Source organism: Candidatus Poriferisodalis multihospitum, from assembly GCF_028283155.1.
Taxonomy (GTDB): Bacteria; Actinomycetota; Acidimicrobiia; order Acidimicrobiales; family Poriferisodalaceae; genus Poriferisodalis; species Poriferisodalis multihospitum.
The window spans coordinates 115,986-136,914 of the sequence record NZ_JAPYOK010000040.1 but is presented as its reverse complement, the minus strand read 5'-3'; the positions used below and the strand labels follow the sequence as shown (position 1 = coordinate 136,914).

Annotated in this window: 22 protein-coding genes and 1 tRNA gene; 12 read left to right on the top strand and 11 right to left on the bottom strand. The window is 66.6% G+C overall.

Annotated elements, in window-relative coordinates:
* Positions 1–19 precede the first annotated feature (19 nt).
* The 6 genes from VI480_RS03875 to VI480_RS03850 form a co-directional block, all read right to left on the bottom strand.
* On the bottom strand, positions 20–1,525 hold the full coding sequence (locus VI480_RS03875) for a hypothetical protein (RefSeq protein WP_323671496.1): 1,506 nt from the start codon (positions 1,523–1,525) through the stop codon (positions 20–22).
* Positions 1,522–2,373, bottom strand: a complete 852-nt coding sequence (locus VI480_RS03870) for a DegV family protein (protein ID WP_323671495.1) — start codon at positions 2,371–2,373, stop codon at positions 1,522–1,524. Before VI480_RS03870 ends, VI480_RS03875 begins: the two co-directional genes overlap by 4 nt.
* A 6-nt stretch (positions 2,374–2,379) precedes the next feature.
* Positions 2,380–4,149 carry a murein biosynthesis integral membrane protein MurJ gene (gene murJ / locus VI480_RS03865; protein WP_323671494.1) on the bottom strand — a complete coding sequence of 590 codons (1,770 nt, stop codon included), beginning with the start codon at positions 4,147–4,149 and terminating at the stop codon, positions 2,380–2,382.
* A gap of 23 nt (positions 4,150–4,172) precedes the next feature.
* Positions 4,173–4,655: a CarD family transcriptional regulator gene (locus VI480_RS03860; RefSeq protein WP_323671493.1), complete on the bottom strand. Its 483-nt coding sequence runs from the start codon at positions 4,653–4,655 to the stop codon at positions 4,173–4,175.
* Positions 4,656–4,751: 96 nt separating this feature from the next.
* On the bottom strand, positions 4,752–5,147 hold the full coding sequence (locus VI480_RS03855) for a DUF5318 family protein (protein WP_323671492.1): 396 nt from the start codon (positions 5,145–5,147) through the stop codon (positions 4,752–4,754).
* 40 nt (positions 5,148–5,187) lie between these two features.
* The gene (locus tag VI480_RS03850) at positions 5,188–6,516 is read right to left on the bottom strand and encodes a CCA tRNA nucleotidyltransferase (RefSeq protein WP_323671491.1); all 1,329 of its coding nucleotides are present in this window, start codon (positions 6,514–6,516) and stop codon (positions 5,188–5,190) included.
* A 93-nt stretch (positions 6,517–6,609) separates the two neighbouring features.
* Between VI480_RS03850 and VI480_RS03845 the strand changes: the two genes are divergently transcribed.
* The 8 genes from VI480_RS03845 to VI480_RS03805 all read left to right on the top strand — a co-directional run bounded on the left by VI480_RS03845 (position 6,610) and on the right by VI480_RS03805 (position 13,332).
* On the top strand, positions 6,610–8,253 hold the full coding sequence (locus tag VI480_RS03845) for a transglycosylase domain-containing protein (protein ID WP_323671490.1): 1,644 nt from the start codon (positions 6,610–6,612) through the stop codon (positions 8,251–8,253).
* A 228-nt stretch (positions 8,254–8,481) separates the two neighbouring features.
* Entirely contained in the window at positions 8,482–8,817 is a 336-nt protein-coding gene (rpsF, locus tag VI480_RS03840; protein WP_323671489.1) for a 30S ribosomal protein S6, read from the top strand.
* 11 nt (positions 8,818–8,828) lie between these two features.
* Complete coding sequence (gene ssb, locus VI480_RS03835) at positions 8,829–9,293, top strand: single-stranded DNA-binding protein (protein ID WP_323671488.1); 465 nt, start codon at positions 8,829–8,831, stop codon at positions 9,291–9,293.
* A complete protein-coding gene (gene rpsR, locus VI480_RS03825) occupies positions 9,293–10,081 on the top strand; it encodes a 30S ribosomal protein S18 (protein ID WP_416246630.1) in 789 nt (262 codons plus the stop codon). The genes ssb and rpsR overlap by 1 nt, the downstream gene beginning before the upstream one ends.
* A gap of 184 nt (positions 10,082–10,265) precedes the next feature.
* The gene (gene dnaB, locus VI480_RS03820) at positions 10,266–11,630 is read left to right on the top strand and encodes a replicative DNA helicase (protein WP_323671487.1); all 1,365 of its coding nucleotides are present in this window, start codon (positions 10,266–10,268) and stop codon (positions 11,628–11,630) included.
* A gap of 5 nt (positions 11,631–11,635) precedes the next feature.
* The gene (locus VI480_RS03815) at positions 11,636–11,872 is read left to right on the top strand and encodes a hypothetical protein (protein WP_323671486.1); all 237 of its coding nucleotides are present in this window, start codon (positions 11,636–11,638) and stop codon (positions 11,870–11,872) included.
* A gap of 177 nt (positions 11,873–12,049) precedes the next feature.
* Positions 12,050–12,901, top strand: coding sequence for a hypothetical protein (locus tag VI480_RS03810; RefSeq protein ID WP_323671485.1), 852 nt, complete (start codon positions 12,050–12,052; stop codon positions 12,899–12,901).
* A gap of 2 nt (positions 12,902–12,903) precedes the next feature.
* On the top strand, positions 12,904–13,332 hold the full coding sequence (locus VI480_RS03805) for a hypothetical protein (protein ID WP_323671484.1): 429 nt from the start codon (positions 12,904–12,906) through the stop codon (positions 13,330–13,332).
* Here VI480_RS03805 and VI480_RS15555 read toward each other — a convergent pair.
* Positions 13,325–13,642: a helix-turn-helix domain-containing protein gene (locus VI480_RS15555; protein WP_416246629.1), complete on the bottom strand. Its 318-nt coding sequence runs from the start codon at positions 13,640–13,642 to the stop codon at positions 13,325–13,327. The two genes, VI480_RS03805 and VI480_RS15555, sit on opposite strands and share 8 nt — an antisense overlap.
* 44 nt (positions 13,643–13,686) lie before the next feature.
* Positions 13,687–13,757 (bottom strand) — tRNA-Gly (locus VI480_RS03800).
* A 136-nt stretch (positions 13,758–13,893) separates the two neighbouring features.
* On the opposite strand from VI480_RS03800, the gene dcd reads away from it, so the two are divergent.
* The 3 genes from dcd to VI480_RS15550 all read left to right on the top strand — a co-directional run bounded on the left by dcd (position 13,894) and on the right by VI480_RS15550 (position 16,439).
* The gene (dcd, locus tag VI480_RS03795) at positions 13,894–14,472 is read left to right on the top strand and encodes a dCTP deaminase (RefSeq protein ID WP_323671483.1); all 579 of its coding nucleotides are present in this window, start codon (positions 13,894–13,896) and stop codon (positions 14,470–14,472) included.
* Between the two features lie 88 nt (positions 14,473–14,560).
* The gene (locus VI480_RS03790; RefSeq protein ID WP_323671482.1) at positions 14,561–15,790 is read left to right on the top strand and encodes a branched-chain amino acid ABC transporter substrate-binding protein; all 1,230 of its coding nucleotides are present in this window, start codon (positions 14,561–14,563) and stop codon (positions 15,788–15,790) included.
* A gap of 40 nt (positions 15,791–15,830) precedes the next feature.
* Complete coding sequence (locus VI480_RS15550) at positions 15,831–16,439, top strand: EcoRII N-terminal effector-binding domain-containing protein (RefSeq protein ID WP_416246636.1); 609 nt, start codon at positions 15,831–15,833, stop codon at positions 16,437–16,439.
* A 35-nt stretch (positions 16,440–16,474) separates the two neighbouring features.
* Here the strand turns inward: VI480_RS15550 and VI480_RS03785 are convergent, their stop codons facing one another.
* From VI480_RS03785 to VI480_RS03775, 3 genes are all read right to left on the bottom strand, one after another.
* Complete coding sequence (locus tag VI480_RS03785; RefSeq protein ID WP_323671481.1) at positions 16,475–17,197, bottom strand: HNH endonuclease; 723 nt, start codon at positions 17,195–17,197, stop codon at positions 16,475–16,477.
* Between the two features lie 358 nt (positions 17,198–17,555).
* On the bottom strand, positions 17,556–19,733 hold the full coding sequence (locus VI480_RS03780; protein WP_323671480.1) for a heterodisulfide reductase-related iron-sulfur binding cluster: 2,178 nt from the start codon (positions 19,731–19,733) through the stop codon (positions 17,556–17,558).
* A 96-nt stretch (positions 19,734–19,829) separates the two neighbouring features.
* Positions 19,830–20,312: a cyclic nucleotide-binding domain-containing protein gene (locus VI480_RS03775; RefSeq protein WP_323671479.1), complete on the bottom strand. Its 483-nt coding sequence runs from the start codon at positions 20,310–20,312 to the stop codon at positions 19,830–19,832.
* A 133-nt stretch (positions 20,313–20,445) separates the two neighbouring features.
* On the opposite strand from VI480_RS03775, the gene VI480_RS03770 reads away from it, so the two are divergent.
* A complete protein-coding gene (locus VI480_RS03770; protein ID WP_323671478.1) occupies positions 20,446–20,799 on the top strand; it encodes a P-II family nitrogen regulator in 354 nt (117 codons plus the stop codon).
* Positions 20,800–20,929: the final 130 nt, after the last annotated feature.

Genomic DNA, 20,929 nt, shown 5'->3' with positions numbered 1-20,929 from the left:
ACAGCTATTGCATCTGTATTCACGGCGTAATGGCGTCGGTGCTGGGGGGTGCTTCGGCTCCGCTGATCGTGGTGGTGACCTCGATCCGAGAAACGGTGACCCGATGCCCGCCGTTGGGCAACTCGTCACCGAGATCGGTGATCCACACGAGCAGGGCAGCGGCCTCGGCAGATGGCACCTCCAGCGTTGTCGAACCCGTGATGTCTTGCGCGGTCGCGACCGGACTGCCCCAATCGATCAACGTGCGGTTGCGTTCGCTCGAGGCATACAGCTCGAAGGACCACCCGGCGGTGGGCGAATCGATCACCAGGCGCTCGACCGAGTGTGGCTCGTCGCCGAACAGCACAACGATCAGCCCGACACCGTCTTTGAGCCCGCCGAAATCTCGGGTGTTGTAACGCGCGGTGCTCCAGCCGGTGCCCGGATCACCGTCGTTGATGAAGATGAGGCGTTCAGGATGCTCGATCCGGTCGTCGCCGGCCGGATCAAAGTCGGTGATGGACTCCAGCAATATCGGTACGCGACGAACTTGGGTCGTCGTCGGCGCCGGTGGCGCTGTCGGTGCCGTCTGCGGCGCGACGGTCACAGCGGTCGCGACGACGGTTGCCGAGGGCACCACGGTGACGACTGGCTGCGTACCAGCGTCCGGCGCCGCGGTCACGAGCGGCGGCGATGCATCTGTGGCCGGTTCGGATGGCTGCCCGATGACCAACGCAACCCCGACGAGCGTGGCGGCTGCGGCCACCAGAATGCCGACGGGCGCCAGCCAGTGCCGTTCTGCCTGCCATACCGATCTGCGATCGCCACCGGTGCCGTCGGTCGCCGGCAGCTCGTCCACGACCGAACGCAGTGCGAGCAGCATCGATGGGAGATCGGGCCATGGGTCCGACGCGCTGATGGCCCTCGCGAGCACCGGAGCCACGACATCGGGCACGGCCGGGTCGAGTTCCCAGGTGCCATCGGGTCGTCGCTGCGGCGCAGCTCCGACAATGAGTCGGTGCGCGAGCACTGCAATCGAAGCCAGATCAGCGCGCCGCGTCGCGGGAATGGTGACGGCGTCGTCGGTGGGCGGGCCGTTGAGAATGACCCAGCCCACCTCAGCGCGCCATCCGATGTATTCGGCATCGACGCCGCCGTGAGCGAAGCCCGCGCTGTGCAGAACAGCCAACGCCTCGGTCACCGCGATGACAACACGGATCGCTTCGGTCGCTGCCAAGCGCCTGGTGTCGCCATTGGGCGCCGCGAGTTCCTCAGTGAGCATCCTCGTGGGCAATTGCTCGGTGACGATCGCAAAATGATCCGCTTCGTCGTAGGTGTCGAGGATGTGCAGCAAGCCGTGGTGCTCCACACGCGCCAGTGCCTTGGCCTGCAGGCGCAGGCGGTGACCTATCTCGCTGTCGGCGGTTGCCCGGCGGATCGTGACCGGTCGATTGAGCGTGCGATCCAATCCGGACCACGTCTCGACTGCGCCCGGCTGCAGCAGGTCCTGCCGCTCGTACCGTTCGTTCGAGCCGGTGTCGGTCACTCCTTCGTAATGAAGACCACGCCGATGGTGCCGACACCTGCGTGTGCTCCGACGACGGGACCGATCAGCATCACCCTGGGCTCAGTGTCGGTGAGCGGCGCGATCCGCGCCACAAAATCGTCGACATCGTCACAGTCCGCATGCATCACCGCGATCACCGAGATGTTCGGGCCCTCTGTTGCCACCAGGTCGACCAGGTGCGCGAGCGCGCGTGTTCGTGTTCGCTGCTTGCCCGCTGGCTCGACGCGGCCGTCGGTGACGGTGATCAGGGGCTTGATCGACAGCACGGAGCCCAGCAGCGATTGCGCAGCGCCGATGCGGCCGCCCTTGCGCAGATTCTCCAACGTGTCCAGCGCGGCGTGAACACGGACTCGCTCCGCCGACGCCCGTACGGCATCGGCAATCTGCGATCCGTCGGCACCGCTGGCGGCAAGCTCCGCGGCAGCGATGACCAGCAGCCCGAGGCCGGCACTGACCGTTCGGCTGTCCACCACATGACAGGTGAGCCCGCTCGGGGCTTCCGATGCCGCCTGTTGAGCGGCTTCGATCGTTGCCGAGAGATCCCCGCTCAGCGTGATCACGACGACTTCGCTCGCGCCGTCATCGGCGGCGCGCTGGTAGGCCTGCGCGAAAGCGCCGGGGGAGGGCGCCGCGGTGGACGGAAGCTCGTCGCTGGTCCGGCAGCGCGTCCAGAAGTCGGCCGTGCTGAGCTCGACGCGATCGGTGAATGACTGCATGCCGAACCGGATCTCCAACGGAACCACCGTGATGCCAAGGCCTGCAGTGACCTCTTCGCTGAGGTCGCAGGAACTGTCGGTGATGATGTGCACTGGGGCTTGCGCTGTCATTTCGGCTCAGTTTCCTTCGTTGTCGTCGGTGGGGGCTTCGTCCGGCTCGGAGCGGGTGTCTGCGTGCGGGGCGCCGTGCGTTCGCTTCGGTGCCACGCGGGACAGTTGCGAAGTTAGTGCTCGGGCCGCGGGCAACCGGAGCGCCAGTCCGCAGCCAAGGTGAAGCCCTGCCATGGTCAAGCCGGCAACCGCGACTCGCAGTACGGAAGGCACTGGTGCCAGCACGAGCGTGACCCCCAGACCGACAACGAACGTCACGACTGCCGGCACCAGGTGACGCGCAATCGCGCCCCCGAACAGCCGCCCCGCCGGCCAGTCGGCTCCCGCTGGCATGCCAGCCCGCGCGGGACGGCGTTGCATGACTGCTCGACGCAGCAAGCCCAGTTCGACCCAGGCACCCACCGCCGCACCGAGCGCCAGGCCTACCGCGCCCAGGCGGGCGGGCAGTGCGGGATCTGAGCGGATCCCCGAATCCAGCAGTGTCCATGTGGACTCCAGCGAGAACAGATCGATGTCGCCGAACCCGGTGAGGGCGCCCTCGAGCACGAGCACCCGGTCCAGCGGCAGCATCAGTGCTGCGCCGACTGCCAGCGAGACAGCCAGCCGGATCGCCGCGATGGTGGCCGCCGTGCGCGTGTCGCGCGCGGCGAACAGGACGTTCTGGCACAGTCTCGACGCCACGAGCGGCACCAGTCCGAGCGAGTAGGCACCCAGGACCAGGGCGATCAGGGTGATGTCGTCGTCTGCGATCGCCGTGCGCAACCCGGCGAGATTGAACACCGAATCGGTGAGCGGTCCGCCGGCTGCGAAATAGATCGCCACCACGCCGGAGACGCCGAATGCAGTCGCGCACAGGCGTGCAGACGTGCGCTCGGCAATCACGGTGGGTTCCCGGATGCGACTCAGCTCAGTCAGCTCGGCCGCGGCGATGCTGGTGCCGATCAGACTCAGCGGCAGCAGATACAGCGTCTGCGCAGCCGCCATCGCTGCTGCCGCTCCCACGCTGAGCAGCGAGGCCAGCGCGAGATCCAGGAAGGCCGAGATCTGCAGTACCCCGCGACCGGCCACCGCAGGCCCGAATCGCTTGATGACCCCGGCGGCTTGCGGTTCCCGCCAACCGAAGTTCAGGGAGATCCGCGGGTTGGCCCGCCAGACACCTCGCAACTGCACGAGCACTTGGGCCGCTGCCCCGGCAGTTACGCCCCAGGCCAATGCCGTCGCGCGGTCGGCGCCCGCCACCCCCCATGCGAGCACGCCGACCAACACGGCGATCTGGGTCGCGTTCCAGACCACTGGCGCCACATAGGAGAGGAAGAAGCGACGGTGGCTGTTGAGCACTCCGAGGCACCATGCACTCAGCACTGCCAACGCCGTGCCGCACACCGTGATGCGCACGAGCGTGACCGTGAGCTCGAACCGCTCGCCCACAAAACCCCAGGCGATGAGCCGCACCAAGGGCCGTGCGGCCAAGATGCTGATCAGCGCAGCGGCCGCGGTGACTGCGACCAAGAACGTGGCAATGGCGCCGGCCAATCGACCCGCTGCGCGCTCATCGCGCTCGGTCAGCGAGCTGTAGGCGGGAACGAATGCTCCCGACAGGGCACCTTCGCCGAGCAGGTTCTGGAGGAAGTTCGGGATGCGCATCGCGGCAGCGAAGGCATCGCCGATGGTGCCGATCCCGAGGACGTTGGTGACAAGCGCTGTGCGAGCGAGACCTGACAGGCGTGAGATGCCGATGCCGGCTGCTGCCGCCGCGGCGCCCTGCTGTCGGCGCATCGTCGCGCCCGATCGCTGCCCGCTCAGCCGGCGAGCCGCAATTCCACTTGTTGGCGGGCCTCGTCCTCGGTGACGTCCATGCTGATGGACAGTTCCGAGACGAGAATCTGGCGGGACTTCTCCAGCATCGACTTCTCGCCGGCCGAGAGACCCTTGGCGTTCTCGCGCAGTGCGAGGTTCCGGACTACTTCGGCGACTTGGTAGATGTCGCCGGACTTCAGCTTCTCCTGGTGATTCTTGAAGCGTCGGCTCCAGTTGGCCGGCTCGCGGACATCCTTCTTGGCGAGCAGCTCGAAGAGATCCTCGACGTCGTCGGTGTCGATAGGCGGCCGCATGCCGACCTCGTCGACCATGTCGGCGGGCACCTTGACCGTCAAGTCGCCGTGCGCCGTCTTGAGCACGAGGTACTCGCGGGCCTCGCCGAATTCGTTTCGCTGCTCCCGGGCCATGATCTCCGCCGCACCGTGATGGGGGTAGATCACGCGGTCGCCGAGCTCAAACTTCATCGTCACCTACTGAATTCATCGATCAGGATTCATCGGAGGATGCCAGAAACTCTCACTGCTGCCACCGGGACACCGCGGCTGCAGCCGCGCGCCAGATCAGCCGGCGCCGAGCGGGTACTTCCGGATGAGGTGATTCCAGCCGCACTCCGGGCACACCTCGAGCTCATAGGCCATGAAGTTGCCGTTGCGCCGGGCGACGCGCTGGAGTTCTGCGTCCGAGAGCACGCACTTGCCCCCGCTGCCCATGCGCGGGCCGAAGACGTAGCCGACGATCCGCAAGTCGCCGTCGGGGCACAGCGGGCAGCGTCGGCCGAGCGGCGGGGCGGCGTTGCGAGCGGCTCGCAGCAGGTCGGGGTGGGCATCGCATGCCTCGGCGCGTGACACCACGCCCGCTTCCACATCTGCGAGCAGGCGTCTCCGCCTGAGCCGGTAGTCAACCGATCCGGGAACAGCCGGGGCGGGCTCGGGTGCGATGCGAGGCTGGAGCGCCACGCGGCTCACGCTAGTGCGCGGGCTCAAATGCCCCCGGCCCCTAGTGCTGCCGGCCCTGGTTCCAAGCTGTGAGCAATCGGCAGGCCCCTTCGGCATCCAGTGGGCCGTGCTCGATCTGCTGAGTGCGCAGCCATTCCAGAGCCTCGCCGACTGCCGGCCCTGAGGTTCCGAGCAGCTTCATGACGCGATGGCCGTCGATCGGCAGGCGCCGGAGACTGGCACCTTCGGTTGCTCGGAGCTCAGCCAGTCGGGCGGCGAACGGCTCGCGCAGCTCGTTGCCCCAGGCGGCCAAGCTGGCGGCTGCGGCGTCCAGCTCCGGCTCGTGATCAGCGATGAGCTGCCGTGCCGTCTTTCGCCAAACTGCGTCGTCGGCTGATGCGCGTGTGGCGGCTGTCTCGAGTGCTCGTGCAGCGCGGAGAGTCGCCGCAACCTTCGTGCGGGTCGCGTTGTCGCAGCGCAGCGCGGACAGGCATCGGGCTGCGGCGGCTTCGTCGCACACGGGTCCGAGCAGGATGGCCCAGCGCAGGGCGACCGGATCGCCGAGATCAGCAACGTCGTCCAGGGCGGCAGCCGGCACCGCGGCCTCGGCCTGCCGCCATGGCGGCAGGAGATCTCCCAGCAGGCCCGTGTCGTCCAAGAAGCGGACACCGGCGGAGGGCCGAGGCAGTTCGAGGAGCTTCGTGAGTTCGGCCTCGATGCGTTCGCGCGACACGATGGCCAGCCGCGGGCGCGAGCTGCGCACTGCCGCGACGAGTTCCGGCGTAGCAATGAGCGAGAGCTGCGCACTGAACCGGGCCGCTCGCAGCATCCGCAGCGGGTCGTCGGCGAACAAGCCCTCTGGCGGCGATGGTGTGCGCAGTACCCCGCCCGCGAGATCCGTCAAGCCGTCGAACGGGTCGAGCAGTGCCCAGCCCGGGAGTTCGATCGCCATGGCGTTGACGGTGAAGTCGCGCCGGCTCAGATCGGTAGCGACATCGTCGGAGAAGCGCACATGCGGCTTGCGTGAGCTGCTGTCGTAGGACTCTGCCCGATGGGTGGTGATCTCGACGGTCGTGCTGCCTCGCCGAGCGCCGATGGTGCCGAAGCGCTTCCCCTGATCCCAGACGGTGTCTGCCCAGCCGGCTGCGAGCACTGCTATCTGGTCCGGCTTGGCATCGGTCGTGATGTCGATGTCGCCGGTCAGGCCGTGACCGAGCAGCGCATCGCGGACAAGCCCTCCGACGAGGAAGAACCGGTATCCAGCGCCAGCGAATGCTGCCGCCAGCGGTTCGATGCGCTCCAGGAGCTCTCGCCGGTCATCGTCACTCAGCACAGGTGTGCCCGGCTCGAGCCCACGGGCCGAGGTCGATCCCGCTGGGTTCGATGTCACTGCGTCGAGGGTACAAATCGGTTGCAACCGCCGAGTCCCGGACCCAAGCGGCCAGCGGATTCGCGGTACCCGAATTGAAGTAGCTTGGGCCGGATGCCCGCTCGCCGGCGCTGGGCTCGACGGCTCCTGTGGCTCGTGCTGGCATTGGCGATTGCAGCAGGCACCGGAAGCCGGCTGCTGGACAGCCTCCCCTCGCCACCGCAGCACGCGTCGGTTGCGCCGAGCGTGCTCTATGACCGCTACGGCACACCGATTGCCGAGATCGGCCCCAGCGTCCCGCACGCGTCGCTGGGCCTGGAAGACATGGCGCCGGCGCTTGTCGATGCCTTGGTTGCGGTGCTCGACCCGAGCTTCCTGGAGCGTGACGGCGTCGATGCCGGTGCGTACGCCGTGGCGCTGCGGCAACTCTGGGGAGAACCGGATCCGGCGCGCAACGGGATCATGCGCAGGTATCTCGAGACCGTCCACGATCCTCACGACGGTGCTGCGAGCGAGGCCCGCCTGCTGCTGGCAGAGCTGAGGCTGGGTCGCCAGCTCAGCCGACCTGAGATTCTCGAGCGCTACGCCAACATCGTGTACTTGGGCCGTGGTGCCTACGGCGTCCATGCCGCGGCCAACGCTTGGTACGGCATCCCCGCATCGGATCTCACGGTCACCCAGGCGGCCTACATAGCGTCGCTCGTCGACGCTCCTTGGGGCGTCGACGCAGCGTCGGGTCCTGCCGACGACCGGTACCGGTCGACCCGGCAAGATCGCGACCGGGTGCTGGTGACCATGTACGAGCACGGCATGCTCACATCCGACGAATTGGCAACGGGGCGATCCCAGCCGGTGCCTGCCGGCGTCCGTCCCGCAGCCGCTCTCGGCGTGGGCGCGGCCGGTCCGGGCGCCCCAGACCATGGCACCCTCGACGCTGCAGCGGGCGGGTTCGTCCGGATGCTGATCGCTGAGGCTGGCCTGACGGCCGCCGTAGGGCAGGCGTACGTCGAGCTCGTCGAGCGATACGGCATTCATCGAGTGGTGACCGGCGGGTTGCACGTCACCACGAGCGTCGACGTGCCTGCCCAGCGCGCCGCAGTACGAGCCGTTCGCACCCAGCTCGACAGCGCGGCCAGCTCTGCGGTCGGTGCTGAGGTCGCCGTGCTGGACCGCAGCGGCGATGTGCGCGTGCTCGTGAGTGCCGGCCGCGCCTCGACGGCAGGTGATGTCGATGTCGAAGCCGGGTTGCGGCCCCGACCGTTCGGCGATCTGCTCGGTCCGGCAGCAGACGTCGTGTGGGCGTGGATCGTCGATGGCGGCGACGAGACCTCCGTCGGCACCGTCCCGCTCGCTGGCGACGCGTCGCAGGTTGCGGCGGCGTTCAGCGTCATCGCCACCGGGGGAGAGAGGCGCACCTCGCGGATCGTGCTCGAAGCGAGCGACACCCCGCCGAGCCGGTCGTTGCCCGACCGCGACACGGATCGATGGCCGATGGAACGCACCCTGGTTCCCGCAGCTACGTCGATCACTGAGCTGCGTGCCGGGATGGATTCACTCACGCTGCCGTCCGGCGTACCGGCGCTCGGCCGAGCCGGAGTCTCGACAGGCACCGGTGACGCATGGTTCGCCGGATGGACCACGCACTACATCGCCGCGGTGCGGATCGCTTCGAAGCCCCCGACAGCCGAAATCGACCTTGCAACGGCGACCGGTGAGCTGTTCGCGGCGGTGCTGGATCCCCTGCAGCATCCGCCCTAGAGGCTGAGCCAGGAGGCGACGCGCCAGTAATTCAGGGTGTGATCGGCGAGCACTGCGCCTAGCGTTGCGAGCGCACCACGGGCACTTGCGTGCCCGTCCAGCCACAGGCGTCAGCGACGCTTGCAGCGAGCCTGCTCATTGGGGCCGGGTTCGCAGGGTGGGTGCAAGAACATATCCCTGCCCCGCAAGGGGCCCCGCCCCGGCGGGTCCACAGGAGGTCGCCCCCAATTGCGCGCGTACGAGCTGATGGTCATCTGCGATGGTGACCTGGAGAACGCTGAAGCCCGCAAGGCCATGGATGAAGTCCAAGGCCGCATTTCAGAGATCGGCGAGGTGGCCTCGTTCGACTTCTGGGGTTTGCGCGACTTTGCGTACGAGATCAACCACAAGACACGCGGCTACTACTCGGTGATCGAGCTGCGGGCTGAGCCCGGAGCGATGGACCCGGTTGAGCGGTACCTGCGGATCGCGGACGACGTCGTCCGCCACAAGCTCATCCGACTCCCCGACGACGAAGCGCAGCGGCGCGGATTGCTCGACGAGGGGTCGACCAACAGCCACTAAGCGGAGGCGTCATGGCTGACAACACCATCACCGTGGTGGGCAATCTCACCCGCGATCCTGAACTTCGATTCACCCAGACCGGCCGCGCCCGGGCAGTGCTCGGCGTAGCCGTGAACCGGCGGTGGATGAACCGCCAGACAAACGACTGGGAGGAGCAAGTCAGCTTCTTCAACGTCGTCTGCTGGGCCGAACTCGCCGAGAACGTCAGCGAGTCGCTGGCCAAGGGCAACCGCGTGGTCGTCACCGGGCGGCTCGAGCAGCGCAGTTGGGAGACACCAGACGGCGACCAGCGCAGCGTTGTGGAGATCGTTGCCGACGAGATTGCACCATCGCTGCGCTGGGCGACTGCCGAGATCACCCGGATCCCGCGAGGCCCGGCCGGCGACGGTGGCGGATCCCGCGAGCGCCGCAGTGGCGGCACCTGGGAGTCCGGCGACAGCGCACCACAACAGTCACCTGAGGAGGAACCGTTCTAATGCCACCACGCAAGCGAACCGGTCGGGCCCGAGCGAAGGATCTTCGGAGCCGCCCGCGTCGGCGCAAGGTCAGCCCGCTCACCACATCTGGGGTGTCCTACGTCGACTACAAGGACGCCGAACTGCTCAGGTCGTTTGTCTCCGAACGAGCCAAGATCCGGGCCCAGCGCGTCTCGGGGAACAATCGCCAGCAGCAGCGCGAGGTGGCCCGAGCGATCAAGACAGCCCGCGAGATGGCCTTGATCGAATATGCGCGCCGGCCGATGACGCAGCGGCGCGGCGACAAGCGACGCGGCCAGCGGCCGGGCGACGACCGCCGACCGCCTGCTGATCGAGCAGGCGGCCCGCCGGGCGACGAGCGGGAACACAGCGATGACGTGGTCGACGAGCATCTCGACGAGGTGGTTGCCCCAGCGCCTGCTGCGGTGATACCGCGAGGGCTGGCGCTGCGAGCGACCGACGGCACCGTGAGCCAGGCGGCGGCCATGGCCCGGGCGCGATCTGCGCGTGATCTGCGCGAGCGCGAGACAGCCGAGCGTGTCGCCAAGGAACTGGTCGCGGACGGTGTGACCATTGCTGCCCGGGCTGGCTCGGGGACGCATCTCTACGGATCGGTCACGACCGCGGAGATTGCTGCGGCCATGACGGCCCGGACAGGCGCTGACGTCGATCGGCGCAAGCTGACGATCGAAGCGCCGATCCGAACCATCGGAACGCACGAGGTCTCGGCAGAGCTGCACCCTGACGTGTCGTTCACCTTCAACGTCGAGGTCGTCGCGCTGAGCTAGCGCCGCGGCTGCGTGCCGGGTCTCAGCCCGGTTTGGCTGGTTTTGGTGTCACACCCCCGTAGTGCCATGGGGACATGGTCAGAGCGCGCCGCGGCACTTGTGGACAACTGGCCGCGAATTCCACTGGAAATCCCAGTGATGTGCCCAAGCGTTCCAGAGGGTCCGCACGGCAGGATCGCGGGCGATGAGTCTCGCGGAGCTGCCGACCGATGTCGCGCGCCGAGCCGGTGGTCGGGTCCCGCCGCAGAACATCGACGCCGAGGAATCGGTGCTCGGGGCGATGCTGCTCTCGAACGATGCCATCGGCGCCGCGGTCGAGCGTCTCGCGGTCGATCACTTCTATGTGCCCGCGAACGGCCTTGTGTTCGAGGCGATCGAGTCGCTCTATGTCTCCTCCGAACCCGTCGACTGCCTGACCGTCGCCGATCAGCTCGAGCGCAGTGGAAATCTCACAGCGGCCGGGGGCGCCGAGCGTCTGCTGGCGCTCGAAGCTGCCACGCCCACGCTCACCCACATCGACCGCTATGCGCGCATCGTGGAAGACACCGCGCTGCTGCGCCGCTTGATCGCCGTCTCGTCGGAGATCTCGGAGCTGGCGCACAGTCGCCCCGATGACACGGCTGCGGCCATCGACCAGGCGGAGTCGTTGGTGTTCAGCGTGGCCGAGCGCCGAATTGTCGACTCCACGCAGTCCCTGCACGACTTGCTCGACGAGAGCCTGGACCGGCTGGAGGAGCTGTACGAACGGGGCGATGCGTTCTCGGGCTTGGCGACCGGCTTCTCCTCGCTCGACCGCATCCTGGCCGGCATCCAGCCGTCGTCGTTGGTCGTGGTGGGTGCCCGGCCCGCCATGGGCAAGACATCGCTGGCGCTGACGATGGCCTCCAGCGTGGCTTTGGAATTGCAGCAGCCGGTGCTGCTCTTCTCGCTGGAGATGAACCATGCCGAGCTGACGGGTCGGCTGCTGGCCTCCGACGCGCGGGTCGATGCCACGCGGGTGCGAACGGGCCAGCTGCGCGCCGACGAGTGGAACCAGATCACGCGCAGCGTGGGTCGCTTGGGCGACGCGCCGATGTGGATCGACGACAACCCGAACGTGACCGTCACCGAGATTCGTGCCAAGGCCCGACGGCTGCGCAGCCGGCTGGGTGGATTGGGACTGATCGTGGTCGACTACTTGCAGCTCATGAGCGGTCGAGCCAATGCCGAGAACCGTCAGGTGGAGATCGCAGAGATCTCACGCGGCCTCAAGATCTTGGCGCGCGAGCTCGAGACGCCGATCGTGGCGCTCTCGCAGTTGAGCCGGAATCTGGAGTCACGCAGCGACAAGCGGCCGATGCTGTCGGACCTGCGTGAATCGGGTTCGATCGAGCAAGACGCGGACATCGTCATGTTCATCTACCGCGACGAGATCTACAACGAGGACACCGCCGATCGAGGCATGGCGGAGATCATCATCGCGAAGCACCGCAACGGGCCGACCGGCACGGCACGCCTGGCATTCATGCCGCAGTACACGCTGTTCGCCGACATGGCGCACGAGAACTGAGCGGCATGTTGATGTCTGCGGCCAACGACGGAACGATGTTCCTCGGCGACGATCTCATCCCGTATCTGGTGCTGGCGATGGGCGGCGCGCTGTTCGTGGGCAACGTGGCAGCAATGGTGCGTCCGCGGTACGTCGGCGACGGCGGGAAAGCCGTGCGAGCGCCGGCGCGGCGGGCTGTGCCGCTCGCTCTTGTGGGGCTCGTCGCAGCGATTTGGGCACTTGCGACACTGCTGGCGGGATGAGGTGAGCGGGTGAGGGGAATCGAACCCCCGTTATCAGCTTGCTCTGCTAACGCCTCAGCCGATCTTGCGAGCCTCGCTCGACGCCGTCATGAGTAAGATATAGTTAGACTTATACTGTAATACTCGGACAGTATGATCTAAACTAAAGTTACTGTCCTGGTTGGAAATGGAGTTGTGATGAGCGAGGATTCGAATATCGAGACGGAGCCGGCCGCTGCCAACGACGATGCCAAGAGTCCGCGCCGCAAGCGGGGAACGGGGTTCCCGGTCATGCCCCTGTCGGAGGCTGCTCGATTCCTGAAGGAAGCCGGCAAGTACGGATTCGAGCATTCGACACCCGCTCTTGCCTCCTACATGGGCCACAGCACGGTCAATAGCGGGACGTTTCGTCAGCGGCTGTCGGCGTTTCGGGACTGGGGACTCATCACCGGTCGCGGAGAAATGCTCACGATGACGGACGTGGCGCGGCAGATCGCCATACCCACGGATGCGGCGACGGAGCGACAAGCGATGCAGGAAGCGTTCAATAACTGCGGTGTATTCGCTCGGCTCTATGACCAGAGCGCGAAGGGGCAATCGCTCAATCCTGGCCATCTCGCTGGACGGGCCGTCCACGAGTTGGGGGTTACACCGTCGTCGTCGAGCAAGTTCATCGAATCATTCATCGAGAGCGCAGTCTCTGCGGAACTCGCAGAGCTGAGTGACGGCGGTGACGTCGTGCTCTGGGGACCGGAGGCCGGCGCAGCTACTGAGACCACAACAGTCGGGACGCTCGATTCTTCGCCGCACGCACCGAGTGCCCCACCGACTCGTGAGCGTGTAGCCGAACGGGCTACGGCTGCCCCTACAGTCCGACAGCTCTGGCCGATTGACGGCGGGGAGATCGTGTTTGAGCTTCGCTCGGATCAGGCGCTGCCCGCAGCGGCATTTGCGGCGATCGGTGAAGTTGTCGCCCAGCTTGAGACGCTCGCTGGCTCCCTTAGTTCCGAAGCGAGCACTGAGACGCCTGAGAGTGAGCCCGAGTTCTGACCATGGCCACCCCGCCTCGTCCTGCTCCTTGGCTCATTCACTTCTTCCAACGCGCCAAGGTCGACGATGCGGACGAGACTGTCCCAGCGCTCGACTTCTTCGAGACACTCTCTGAAAATGTGGCTGCCGAGGTTCACGCGGTCCTGGATGCCGTAGCTGAGGCGCCCCCACCCGCATTCTCGGGCGGCGGGAAGTGGCAGGCCATGCGTAGCGAGATGGCCGGCTTCTATGAGGTCCGTGTCCAGGGAAGCCATGCAAATCATCGGCTCTTCTGCCTGCTGGAGCGAAACGCCGACGACCTCGGCGGCTCGTCAATTATCTGCTTGGGAGGACTGACGAAGCCCCGTCGGCAGCCGGCTGACCCGAAGGACTACCGTCGCATCCGCCGCTACCGCGAGGAGTTCGAACGGAACCGGACCGTCTTCAGCTAGCCCGGCTCGTCTCAAGCGGTGCGGCCGTCATCTTGAGTTCGAGAGCGCCTGCGAGCGCGACGAGTGTCGACAGCGTCGGATTTGGGTTCTCGGCCGAGAAGAGGCGTCTGATCACCTCTGGGCGCAGGCCTGCCCGACGAGCAAGTTCCGCCTTGCTCAGCTGCAAGCGGCATCGGCGTTGGTCGAGTATCCGGATAATGCCGTCAATCTGATCGATACGGTGGCGCGCAGCGTCGTAGGCTCGTTCGTACTCTGCATCCGTCCTGCGGTCTCGCAGATACCGCTCTGCGCCGGTGCGTGCTGCTGCCATGAGACTCACTCTAGCGTGACATAAAAGTTACGCAAAGGCTGCGGAGCGGGTGAGGGGAATCGAACCCCCGTTATCAGCTTGGGAAGCTGAAGTTCTGCCATTGAACTACACCCGCGGGCGAAGGCCAGAGCCTATTCAGTGCAGCTGTGGCAGGGGCGTTCGAACCGGTGCTTGGCCACTAGGGTCGCCCGGCGACGGATGCGGCACGCGCTGGCGGGCACGCTGGCAGCCGAAGACGAAAGGGGGGTGAGGTGATCCTGTCGGACCGGAGCATCCGTGAGGCGCTTGAGAAGGGCCGCATCGTCATCGAGCCCTTGGGTGATGCAGCCGTGCAGCCCTCATCGGTGGACCTGCGGCTGGATGCCACCTTTCGGGTCTTTCGCAACCACACGCGCCGAGTTATCGACGTCGTGGAGGATCAGACCGACCTGACTGAAGAGGTGGAGGTTGCCGCAGGCGACGCGTTCATCCTTCACCCCGGTGAGTTCGCGCTGGGTTCAACTCTTGAACGCGTGGCGGTGCCCGACGACCTTGTCGGGCGCATCGAGGGCAAGTCGTCGCTCGGGCGTCTCGGCCTGCTCATCCATACGACGGCCGGTTTCGTGGATCCCGGCTGGGACGGCTACCTGACGCTCGAGCTGTCCAACGTGGCGAACCTGCCGATCACGCTGTACCCGAGCATGAAGATCTGCCAGATCAGCTTCATGGAGATGACCACGCCGGCCGAGCATCCCTACGGCGCCGAGCTGCTGGGATCCAAGTACCGGGGTCAGCGCGGCCCCACGCCCAGCCGCTACCACGAGAACTTCCGCTCCCGCCGCATGCTGTAGCTGGCTGCCATGTGACAGGCTGGCAACCGGTATGCACGCCGCTCACAGATCGGTCTGGGCTCGACGGTCGAGTCTGGCTGCGGTCGCCATGCTGGCAGTCGGGTGCGCGGGCGATGCCGAGACTGCCGAGCGCGGATCCGGAACTACCGGACCGCTGGACGAAGTACGAGTGGCGAGCGATGAGGCCGTGCAGATTCGCTCGATCAGCGCACTCGGCGGTGCAGCAGGCCGCGAGACGCCGGTGTACCTCGCGGTTCGAATAGCCGTGGGCGACTACGGCCCGCTGCACGGGCAGTTCGAGGTGGAGGTGGATGCAGGTCTCGACGGCGAGTGCTCCGAGGCGGGCGGTCGGCGTGCAGCCCACGCCGTGCTGCGCACCGAGCCGGTGGTCGGCGTCATCGGGACGTCGTGCACCGCTGCCGCCGTCGCCGCAGCGCCACTGCTGAGTGAGGCGGGGCTGGTAATGATCTCGCCCTCGAACACGGCGCCCGGACTGACCTCCGACTTGGCCGGCAATGCCGGCGAGCACCGGCACGACGGCTACTACCGCACGGCTCACAACGACCTGTACCTCGGCAGGGTCGTCGCGCACTTCCTGTTCGTCGAGAGGGGCGTTCGCCGAGCTGCAGCAATCCACGACGGTGATCCCTACACCGAAGGGCTCGCGACGGCCTTCGCCGACGCCTTCACCAAGCGCGGTGGCACTGTCACGGCGTCGGAGAGCATTCATCGTCAGGCCGCCAGCCACGCAGCGACGTGGGATTCCATCGCCGAGGGCGAACCCGAGGCAGTGTTCGTCACGCTGTTCCCGAACGAAGCCAGCGAGGTCTTGCAGCACCGTCCCACCGGTGACTTCGACAAGGTCCTGGAGGTCGTGACGACACAAGACTTCTTCGGCGCCGAGTACTTGAGCGAGCCGCGATCGGCCGGCCTGTATCTCGCGGGTCGCGACGCGCGCCACGGAGACGATGTCAACGAAGCCACAGGCCGCGGCGTGGATGACGTGCTGAACCGCCTAGCCGCGGAACTGGGCGAAGTGTCCGCCGGGTCGTACTGGCCCCAGGCTTACGACGCCACGACGCTGCTGCTCGACGCCATCGAGGGCACGTCGCGCATCGAAGATGGGGTGCTCGTTGTCGACAGGGCGGCGCTGCGTGATCACCTCTCGGCCGTCGAGGGCTTCGAAGGCCTCACCGGCACGCTCGCCTGCGACGCGTTCGGCGACTGCGGCGCTGCTCGTATGGCCGTCTACCAGCATCTCGATCCGGCCAACCCCGACGCCGTTGCCGGCAACGTGGTCTTCGCATTGAGCCGCTGAGCGAGCCGAGTTGGTCACCTGACTCGATTTCGTGGGACGGATGACCGGGTGTTCCTCCGGCTGCGGAGGTGGACGTGCTACGCCAGGCAGCATGCATCAAATCGACAGGACTGCTTGGCTTGAAGAGCACCTGGGCGCCCGCCGCGCGGTTTGCGCGAGGCGGCTGGCGTGGGCAGAAACACCAGATGACAAGGGTCATTCCGTCGGGCTTCGCTTGCCTCGTACGCTGACCCTTGATCTTGCTCCCGAACGGTGGAGCACTCAGCAAGGCGATCGCAGGGTGCCTGCCGTGCTGACGGATGCCGCTGGCTTCGCTACAGACGGGGAAATGGTCCTATATGGACCCAAGCCCGGCGTTACGCGCCAAGCTCAGCTGTGGGTTCACGACCTGTCCGGGGGCCAGACAGCCCTCGTCGATCCTGAGAATGCTGGAGCACTGGCGGTCCTCGCGTTCAAGCGCTCGCGACCCCGGGTCCGGTGTTGGTATCTCGTCTGCTCAACGATCGACGAAGAGAGTTCCATTGAGGAGCGTCTCGGACCCGTCGAGCCCGACCTTGCGGTCGTATGGGGTGCACACGAGATGCTGGCGCCCGCGGTGCTTCCCCTGCCGGCTGAGATTCCGCAAATGGTCCTCAAGTCTGAGTGGTGACGCAAGGGTGAGCTTGGCCGTCCCTCGGTCACGCGTCAGACATCGTCGGCGTAGACGTGTTGCTGGTGCCATTGGAGGTACGGCGCCGCCGGCGCCGCGTGTCCCGGCACGCGCAGCGTGCTCCGGAGGGCAGGGCCGAAGCTGTGTTCGACACCGGGATCGATCTCGCGGCTCCGCTGTAATCGACGAGCTCGGTGCACCCGCAGTCCCCCATTGACTGTGATGAGACCCGCGTCGAAGGCCGCGTCATGCATGGGGCACGCTGCGATTCCATTGGATGCATCGAGCCGTTCAGGGTCGCTGCAGGCGGCCCACGGCTTGATGTGGGATGCGATGAGCAGACGCTTGCGCGGCAGCGATCGCGGCGCGAATTCGCAGAAGGCGCACTGGTGCCAGTAGTTGGTCAGCACCTCGCGTGCGAAGCGATGCTGTCCGAGCCGGATGGTCTGCTCTGCGATACGGGTCGTCTGGGCGTCGCTGGCTGCGAGCTGGCGCGCTCGTATCTTCGCCGCCAGACGTTCAACGGATTCGACGAGAGGCTGCTGAGGCAAGTCGTCCTGTCCGAGCAGCACGATTCCGCCTCCCGGATGGCGTTCGACGAAATCAGGCATTCGCTCGGGACCGATGCCCATATGGCGGGCCGCAAGCAGGACCCGCTCGTACAGGACCGCGAAATGCGCAGAGTCGGCCGCCATCGCCTCGAAGAACAGGACTTCATCGGCGGCAGCATTAGCGCGCGAACCATCGAGGTTCAGCATCTTGCTGGTGATGGAGGCGGGTGATCGAACGAAGAGGTCCGCGAGCAGTGTGACTTCGCTGGGGACTTGGCTGATATTGCGCCCGCCGAATCGATGTGGATCGACAACGCGAAATAGCGCGCAGCACAAGACAACCTCAACGGAGGTATAGGGCTCCTGCCTCTTCCTCTGAATCCGGCGGTCAATGCGCGCCCGCTGGGCGCGAGCTTGGACGTCCGTCAAGTCCAAGTGCTGGGCCAGCGACGGCATTCGAGCATCCTAGAAAGCCAAAGCTCGTCGATTTCGAAGGTACCGAGCTGCAGAGGCTTCCGTTCGGGCGCCCGTCGACGCGACTAGTGGCTGACGCGACGGGGGGTGACTAGCTCTCAGAGGCTTCAAGCGCGTCGATGAGGTGGATGGAGATGTCGGCGACCTTGACTTCGTCGTCTTCGACGCCGTGACCCTTCACGCCGTCGTCGATCATGATGAAACAGAACGGGCACGCCGTGGCGATGCGGTCGGCGCCGGTGTCCAGCAGTTCACGCGAGCGCTCGTCGTTGACCTTGGTGCCGATGGTCTCCTCCATCCACATGCGCGCCCCGCCGGCCCCGCAGCACATGCCCTTGGTGCCGTTGCGGGGAGCCTCCACGATCTCCACGCCGCCGAGGCTGCCGATGACGTTGCGGGGCGCCAGGTACACGTCGTTGTGGCGGCCCAAGTAGCACGAGTCGTGGTAGACGACCCGCTCGTCCAGCCGCGCTTCTGACAGATCCAGGCGCCCGTCGGCCACGAGCTGTTCGAGGAACTGGGCGTGGTGGATGACCTCCCAGTTCCCGCCGTACTGCGGGTACTCGTTGCGCAGCGTGTTGAAGCAGTGCGGGCACTGGGTGATGACCTTGCGGACACCCATGCCGTTGAGCGCCGCGATGTTCTCCGCTGCGAGCATCTGGAACAGGTACTCGTTGCCCGACCGCCGAGCGCTGTCGCCGGTGCAATTCTCGCCCGGGCCCAGGATGGCGAAGTCGACCCCGGCGCGCCGCAGCAGCTTGGCCGTGGCCACCGACACCCGGCGGTTCTTGTCGTCGAATGATCCGGCGCAGCCCACCCAGTAGAGGTATTCGTGGTCGAACGGGTCATCGGCGTCGACCACCTCCACATCGAGACCGTCGGCCCAGTCGGCCCGTTCGCCGTTGTTGAGGTTCCAGGGGTTGGCGTTGTTCTCCATGCCCCGGAACGCACCGCCCAGCTCGGCGGGAAACTCGCTCTCCATCAGCGTCAGGTAGCGACGCATGTCGAGGATCTTGTCGAGGATCTCGATGTTGACCGGGCAGTTCTCGTCGCACGCCTTGCAGGTCGTGCACGCCCAGAGCTCCTCATGGGTGATTCGCTCGAACACCGAGTCCGCCGCCACGGTGATCTCGGCATCGGCGCCGATCGGCGGCGTCACCCCGCCGTGCTCCCCGGTCGCGGCCATGATCTCGCCGGTCTTCAGCACGATCTCGCGGGGATCGAGCGGCTTGCCCGTGGCATGGGCTGGGCACACCGCAGTGCAGCGGCCGCACATGGTGCAGGCGTCGGTGTCGAGCAGCTGCTTCCAGGTGAACTCGCTCACCACCGACACGCCGATGGTCTCGATGTCGTCGGCTTCCATGAGGTCGGGCACCATGCGCATGGCGCCCTTGGGCCGCTCGCGGTCGCGCAGGTACATGTTGAGCGGCGAGGTGAACATGTGCCGCAGCATGGTGATGGGCAGCATCACCAGGAAGGCCATGAAGCAACCCACGTGGGCAATCCACCACACCTGGTGCCAGCCGCGGATGTTGCCCAGGCCGTCGAACGCTGCCGACAGCGGGTAGCCGATGAATGACCACTGCTCGTATGCCGGCCGGCCGTCGATCACGATGCGCATCGCCTCGGCCACGAACCCGGTGACCCCCAGCGCCGCCAGCACGATCAGGATCACCATGTGCTCGGGCCGCGACTTGATCCGGATGCGGTACGGGCGCGCGGCATACCGGCGCACGATCGCCCACACCGCTCCGGCCAGGAAGATCGCTCCCGCCAGGTCGCCGACGAAGCTGAAGCCCTGGTAGGTGGGCCCGACGAGGAATTTCGCAGCCGTGGGCAGCTGGTGGTTGATCTCGAGCGTGGTGGTGACGGCCAGCAGCACCAGGAAGCCGTAATAGAGCAGTGCGTGCATCACGCCGGCAGCCGGGTCGCGCAGCAGCGTCTGCATGAGCACGCCGCCGCGGTAGTCGTGGAGCCGGCGGCGGGCGTTTGACGCAGTAGTGGAGCGCCGATCAGGGGCGCCCCGCTGCCAGTTGCGCGTGCGCTGGGCGAAGTTCCATGCTCCGTAGACGATCAGCACGCACGTCAAGGCATAGAACGCGAACTTGACCCCGCCCGGCACATTGCCGAACACCTCGCGATGCGCGGCGTCGGTGTCTTCGTGGAAACCGAAGGCGGCTGCGGCAATGCCTGAGGCAGCGGTGATCGCCGCGAACGCGATGCCGATGCCCAGTACGAGCTGGTGCGGTCGCAGAGGCGGCTTGCTCACGCTGGCGAAGTTAGCTGACGTCCCCGCGATGGCCGGGAGCCTCGAACGCCAGCGGCGCCCGCGGGCTCACGATGCCGGCAGGGGGCGGTGAGCGGTTCAGCCGTAGAGCTTGCGGTTCGCCTTGCGCAGGCGACCGGCCAGTTCCGACAGCAGCTTGTGGGCCACCGAAGGGGTGCTGTCGATAATGCCTTTCAGCTCCCGCCGCGACAGCATGATCGTTTCCATGTCGGTGGCAGCCACCACCGAAGCGGTGCGCGGGCCGTCGTCGAACAGCGCCATCTCGCCGATGGACTCGCCCGGTTCGAGCTCGGCAACCTTGCGCCCGTTGCGCCGGACTACCGCCGTGCCGTGCACGATCACGAAGGCATAGCCGGCCATTGCGCCGCCGCTGCCCTCCTCAACGATGTTGTCGCCGGCCGTGAAATCGACCTGTTCGGCCTTGCGTGCGATGTGTTGGAGTTCCTTCCTGCTGCAGTCGGAGAACAGATCAACTTCACGAAGACTCTCCGCACGATTCGCTACCGACATATACCGCTCCTTGCCGCAGTGGCCTTTGCGCCGGGGCTGGCTGGCCCACAAGCGCCGGACCGTAGCATGCGCCCGGTCCCCAAGACGCGCCAGAGACTAGCGCCCGCCGCCCATTCATCGGGCAGATTGCGTGCAATCGGCCCTGCGGCGTGCGACGCTACAGAGGCTGAGTCGGGAGGGCGCAATGGTTGAGGCCTCGGTTGCAATGGTGACAGCGGTCATCAAGCCACACCGGCTCGAGATGGTGCTCGAGGCGCTGCGGGATCTCGACATCACCGGGCTGACCGCATCGGAGGTACGGGGATTCGGCCGCCAGGGCGGCCACACCGAGACGTACCGGGGCACCGAGTACCACGTGGACTTCATTCCGAAGGTCCGCATCGAGGTGCTGGTGGCTACCGAACTGGCGGAGCGGGTGGTGGATGCCATTGTCGAATCCACCCGTACGGAGCGCATCGGCGACGGCAAGGTGTGGGTCACTGCCGTCAACAGCGTTGTGCGCATTCGCACCGGCGAGCGCGGCATCGACGCTCTGTAGCCAGACGGCGTTCAGCGTTCACCCGCGGCGAGAGCGGCAGTGCCCTCAGCGACCAGCGATCCGGCAGGTCGCAACGTCGCAGAGTTCACTGCCGCCCTCGCCGCTATTCGTCTGGTCGCTCCCAGGCGCT

Excerpts from the sequence above, each read along its gene's own strand:
- VI480_RS03870 (WP_323671495.1), bottom strand. The coding sequence starts at position 2,373 with ATGACAGCGCAAGCCCCAGTGCACATCATCACCGACAGTTCCTGCGAC.
- murJ (WP_323671494.1), bottom strand. The coding sequence starts at position 4,149 with ATGCGCCGACAGCAGGGCGCCGCGGCGGCAGCAGCCGGCATCGGCATC.
- VI480_RS03860 (WP_323671493.1), bottom strand. The coding sequence starts at position 4,655 with ATGAAGTTTGAGCTCGGCGACCGCGTGATCTACCCCCATCACGGTGCG.
- VI480_RS03845 (WP_323671490.1), top strand. The coding sequence starts at position 6,610 with ATGCCCGCTCGCCGGCGCTGGGCTCGACGGCTCCTGTGGCTCGTGCTG.
- ssb (WP_323671488.1), top strand. The coding sequence starts at position 8,829 with ATGGCTGACAACACCATCACCGTGGTGGGCAATCTCACCCGCGATCCT.
- rpsR (WP_416246630.1), top strand. The coding sequence starts at position 9,293 with ATGCCACCACGCAAGCGAACCGGTCGGGCCCGAGCGAAGGATCTTCGG.
- dnaB (WP_323671487.1), top strand. The coding sequence starts at position 10,266 with ATGAGTCTCGCGGAGCTGCCGACCGATGTCGCGCGCCGAGCCGGTGGT.
- VI480_RS03815 (WP_323671486.1), top strand. The coding sequence starts at position 11,636 with ATGTTGATGTCTGCGGCCAACGACGGAACGATGTTCCTCGGCGACGAT.
- VI480_RS03810 (WP_323671485.1), top strand. The coding sequence starts at position 12,050 with ATGAGCGAGGATTCGAATATCGAGACGGAGCCGGCCGCTGCCAACGAC.
- VI480_RS03805 (WP_323671484.1), top strand. The coding sequence starts at position 12,904 with ATGGCCACCCCGCCTCGTCCTGCTCCTTGGCTCATTCACTTCTTCCAA.
- VI480_RS15555 (WP_416246629.1), bottom strand. The coding sequence starts at position 13,642 with ATGGCAGCAGCACGCACCGGCGCAGAGCGGTATCTGCGAGACCGCAGG.
- VI480_RS03790 (WP_323671482.1), top strand. The coding sequence starts at position 14,561 with ATGCTGGCAGTCGGGTGCGCGGGCGATGCCGAGACTGCCGAGCGCGGA.
- VI480_RS15550 (WP_416246636.1), top strand. The coding sequence starts at position 15,831 with ATGACCGGGTGTTCCTCCGGCTGCGGAGGTGGACGTGCTACGCCAGGC.
- VI480_RS03785 (WP_323671481.1), bottom strand. The coding sequence starts at position 17,197 with ATGCTGAACCTCGATGGTTCGCGCGCTAATGCTGCCGCCGATGAAGTC.
- VI480_RS03770 (WP_323671478.1), top strand. The coding sequence starts at position 20,446 with ATGGTTGAGGCCTCGGTTGCAATGGTGACAGCGGTCATCAAGCCACAC.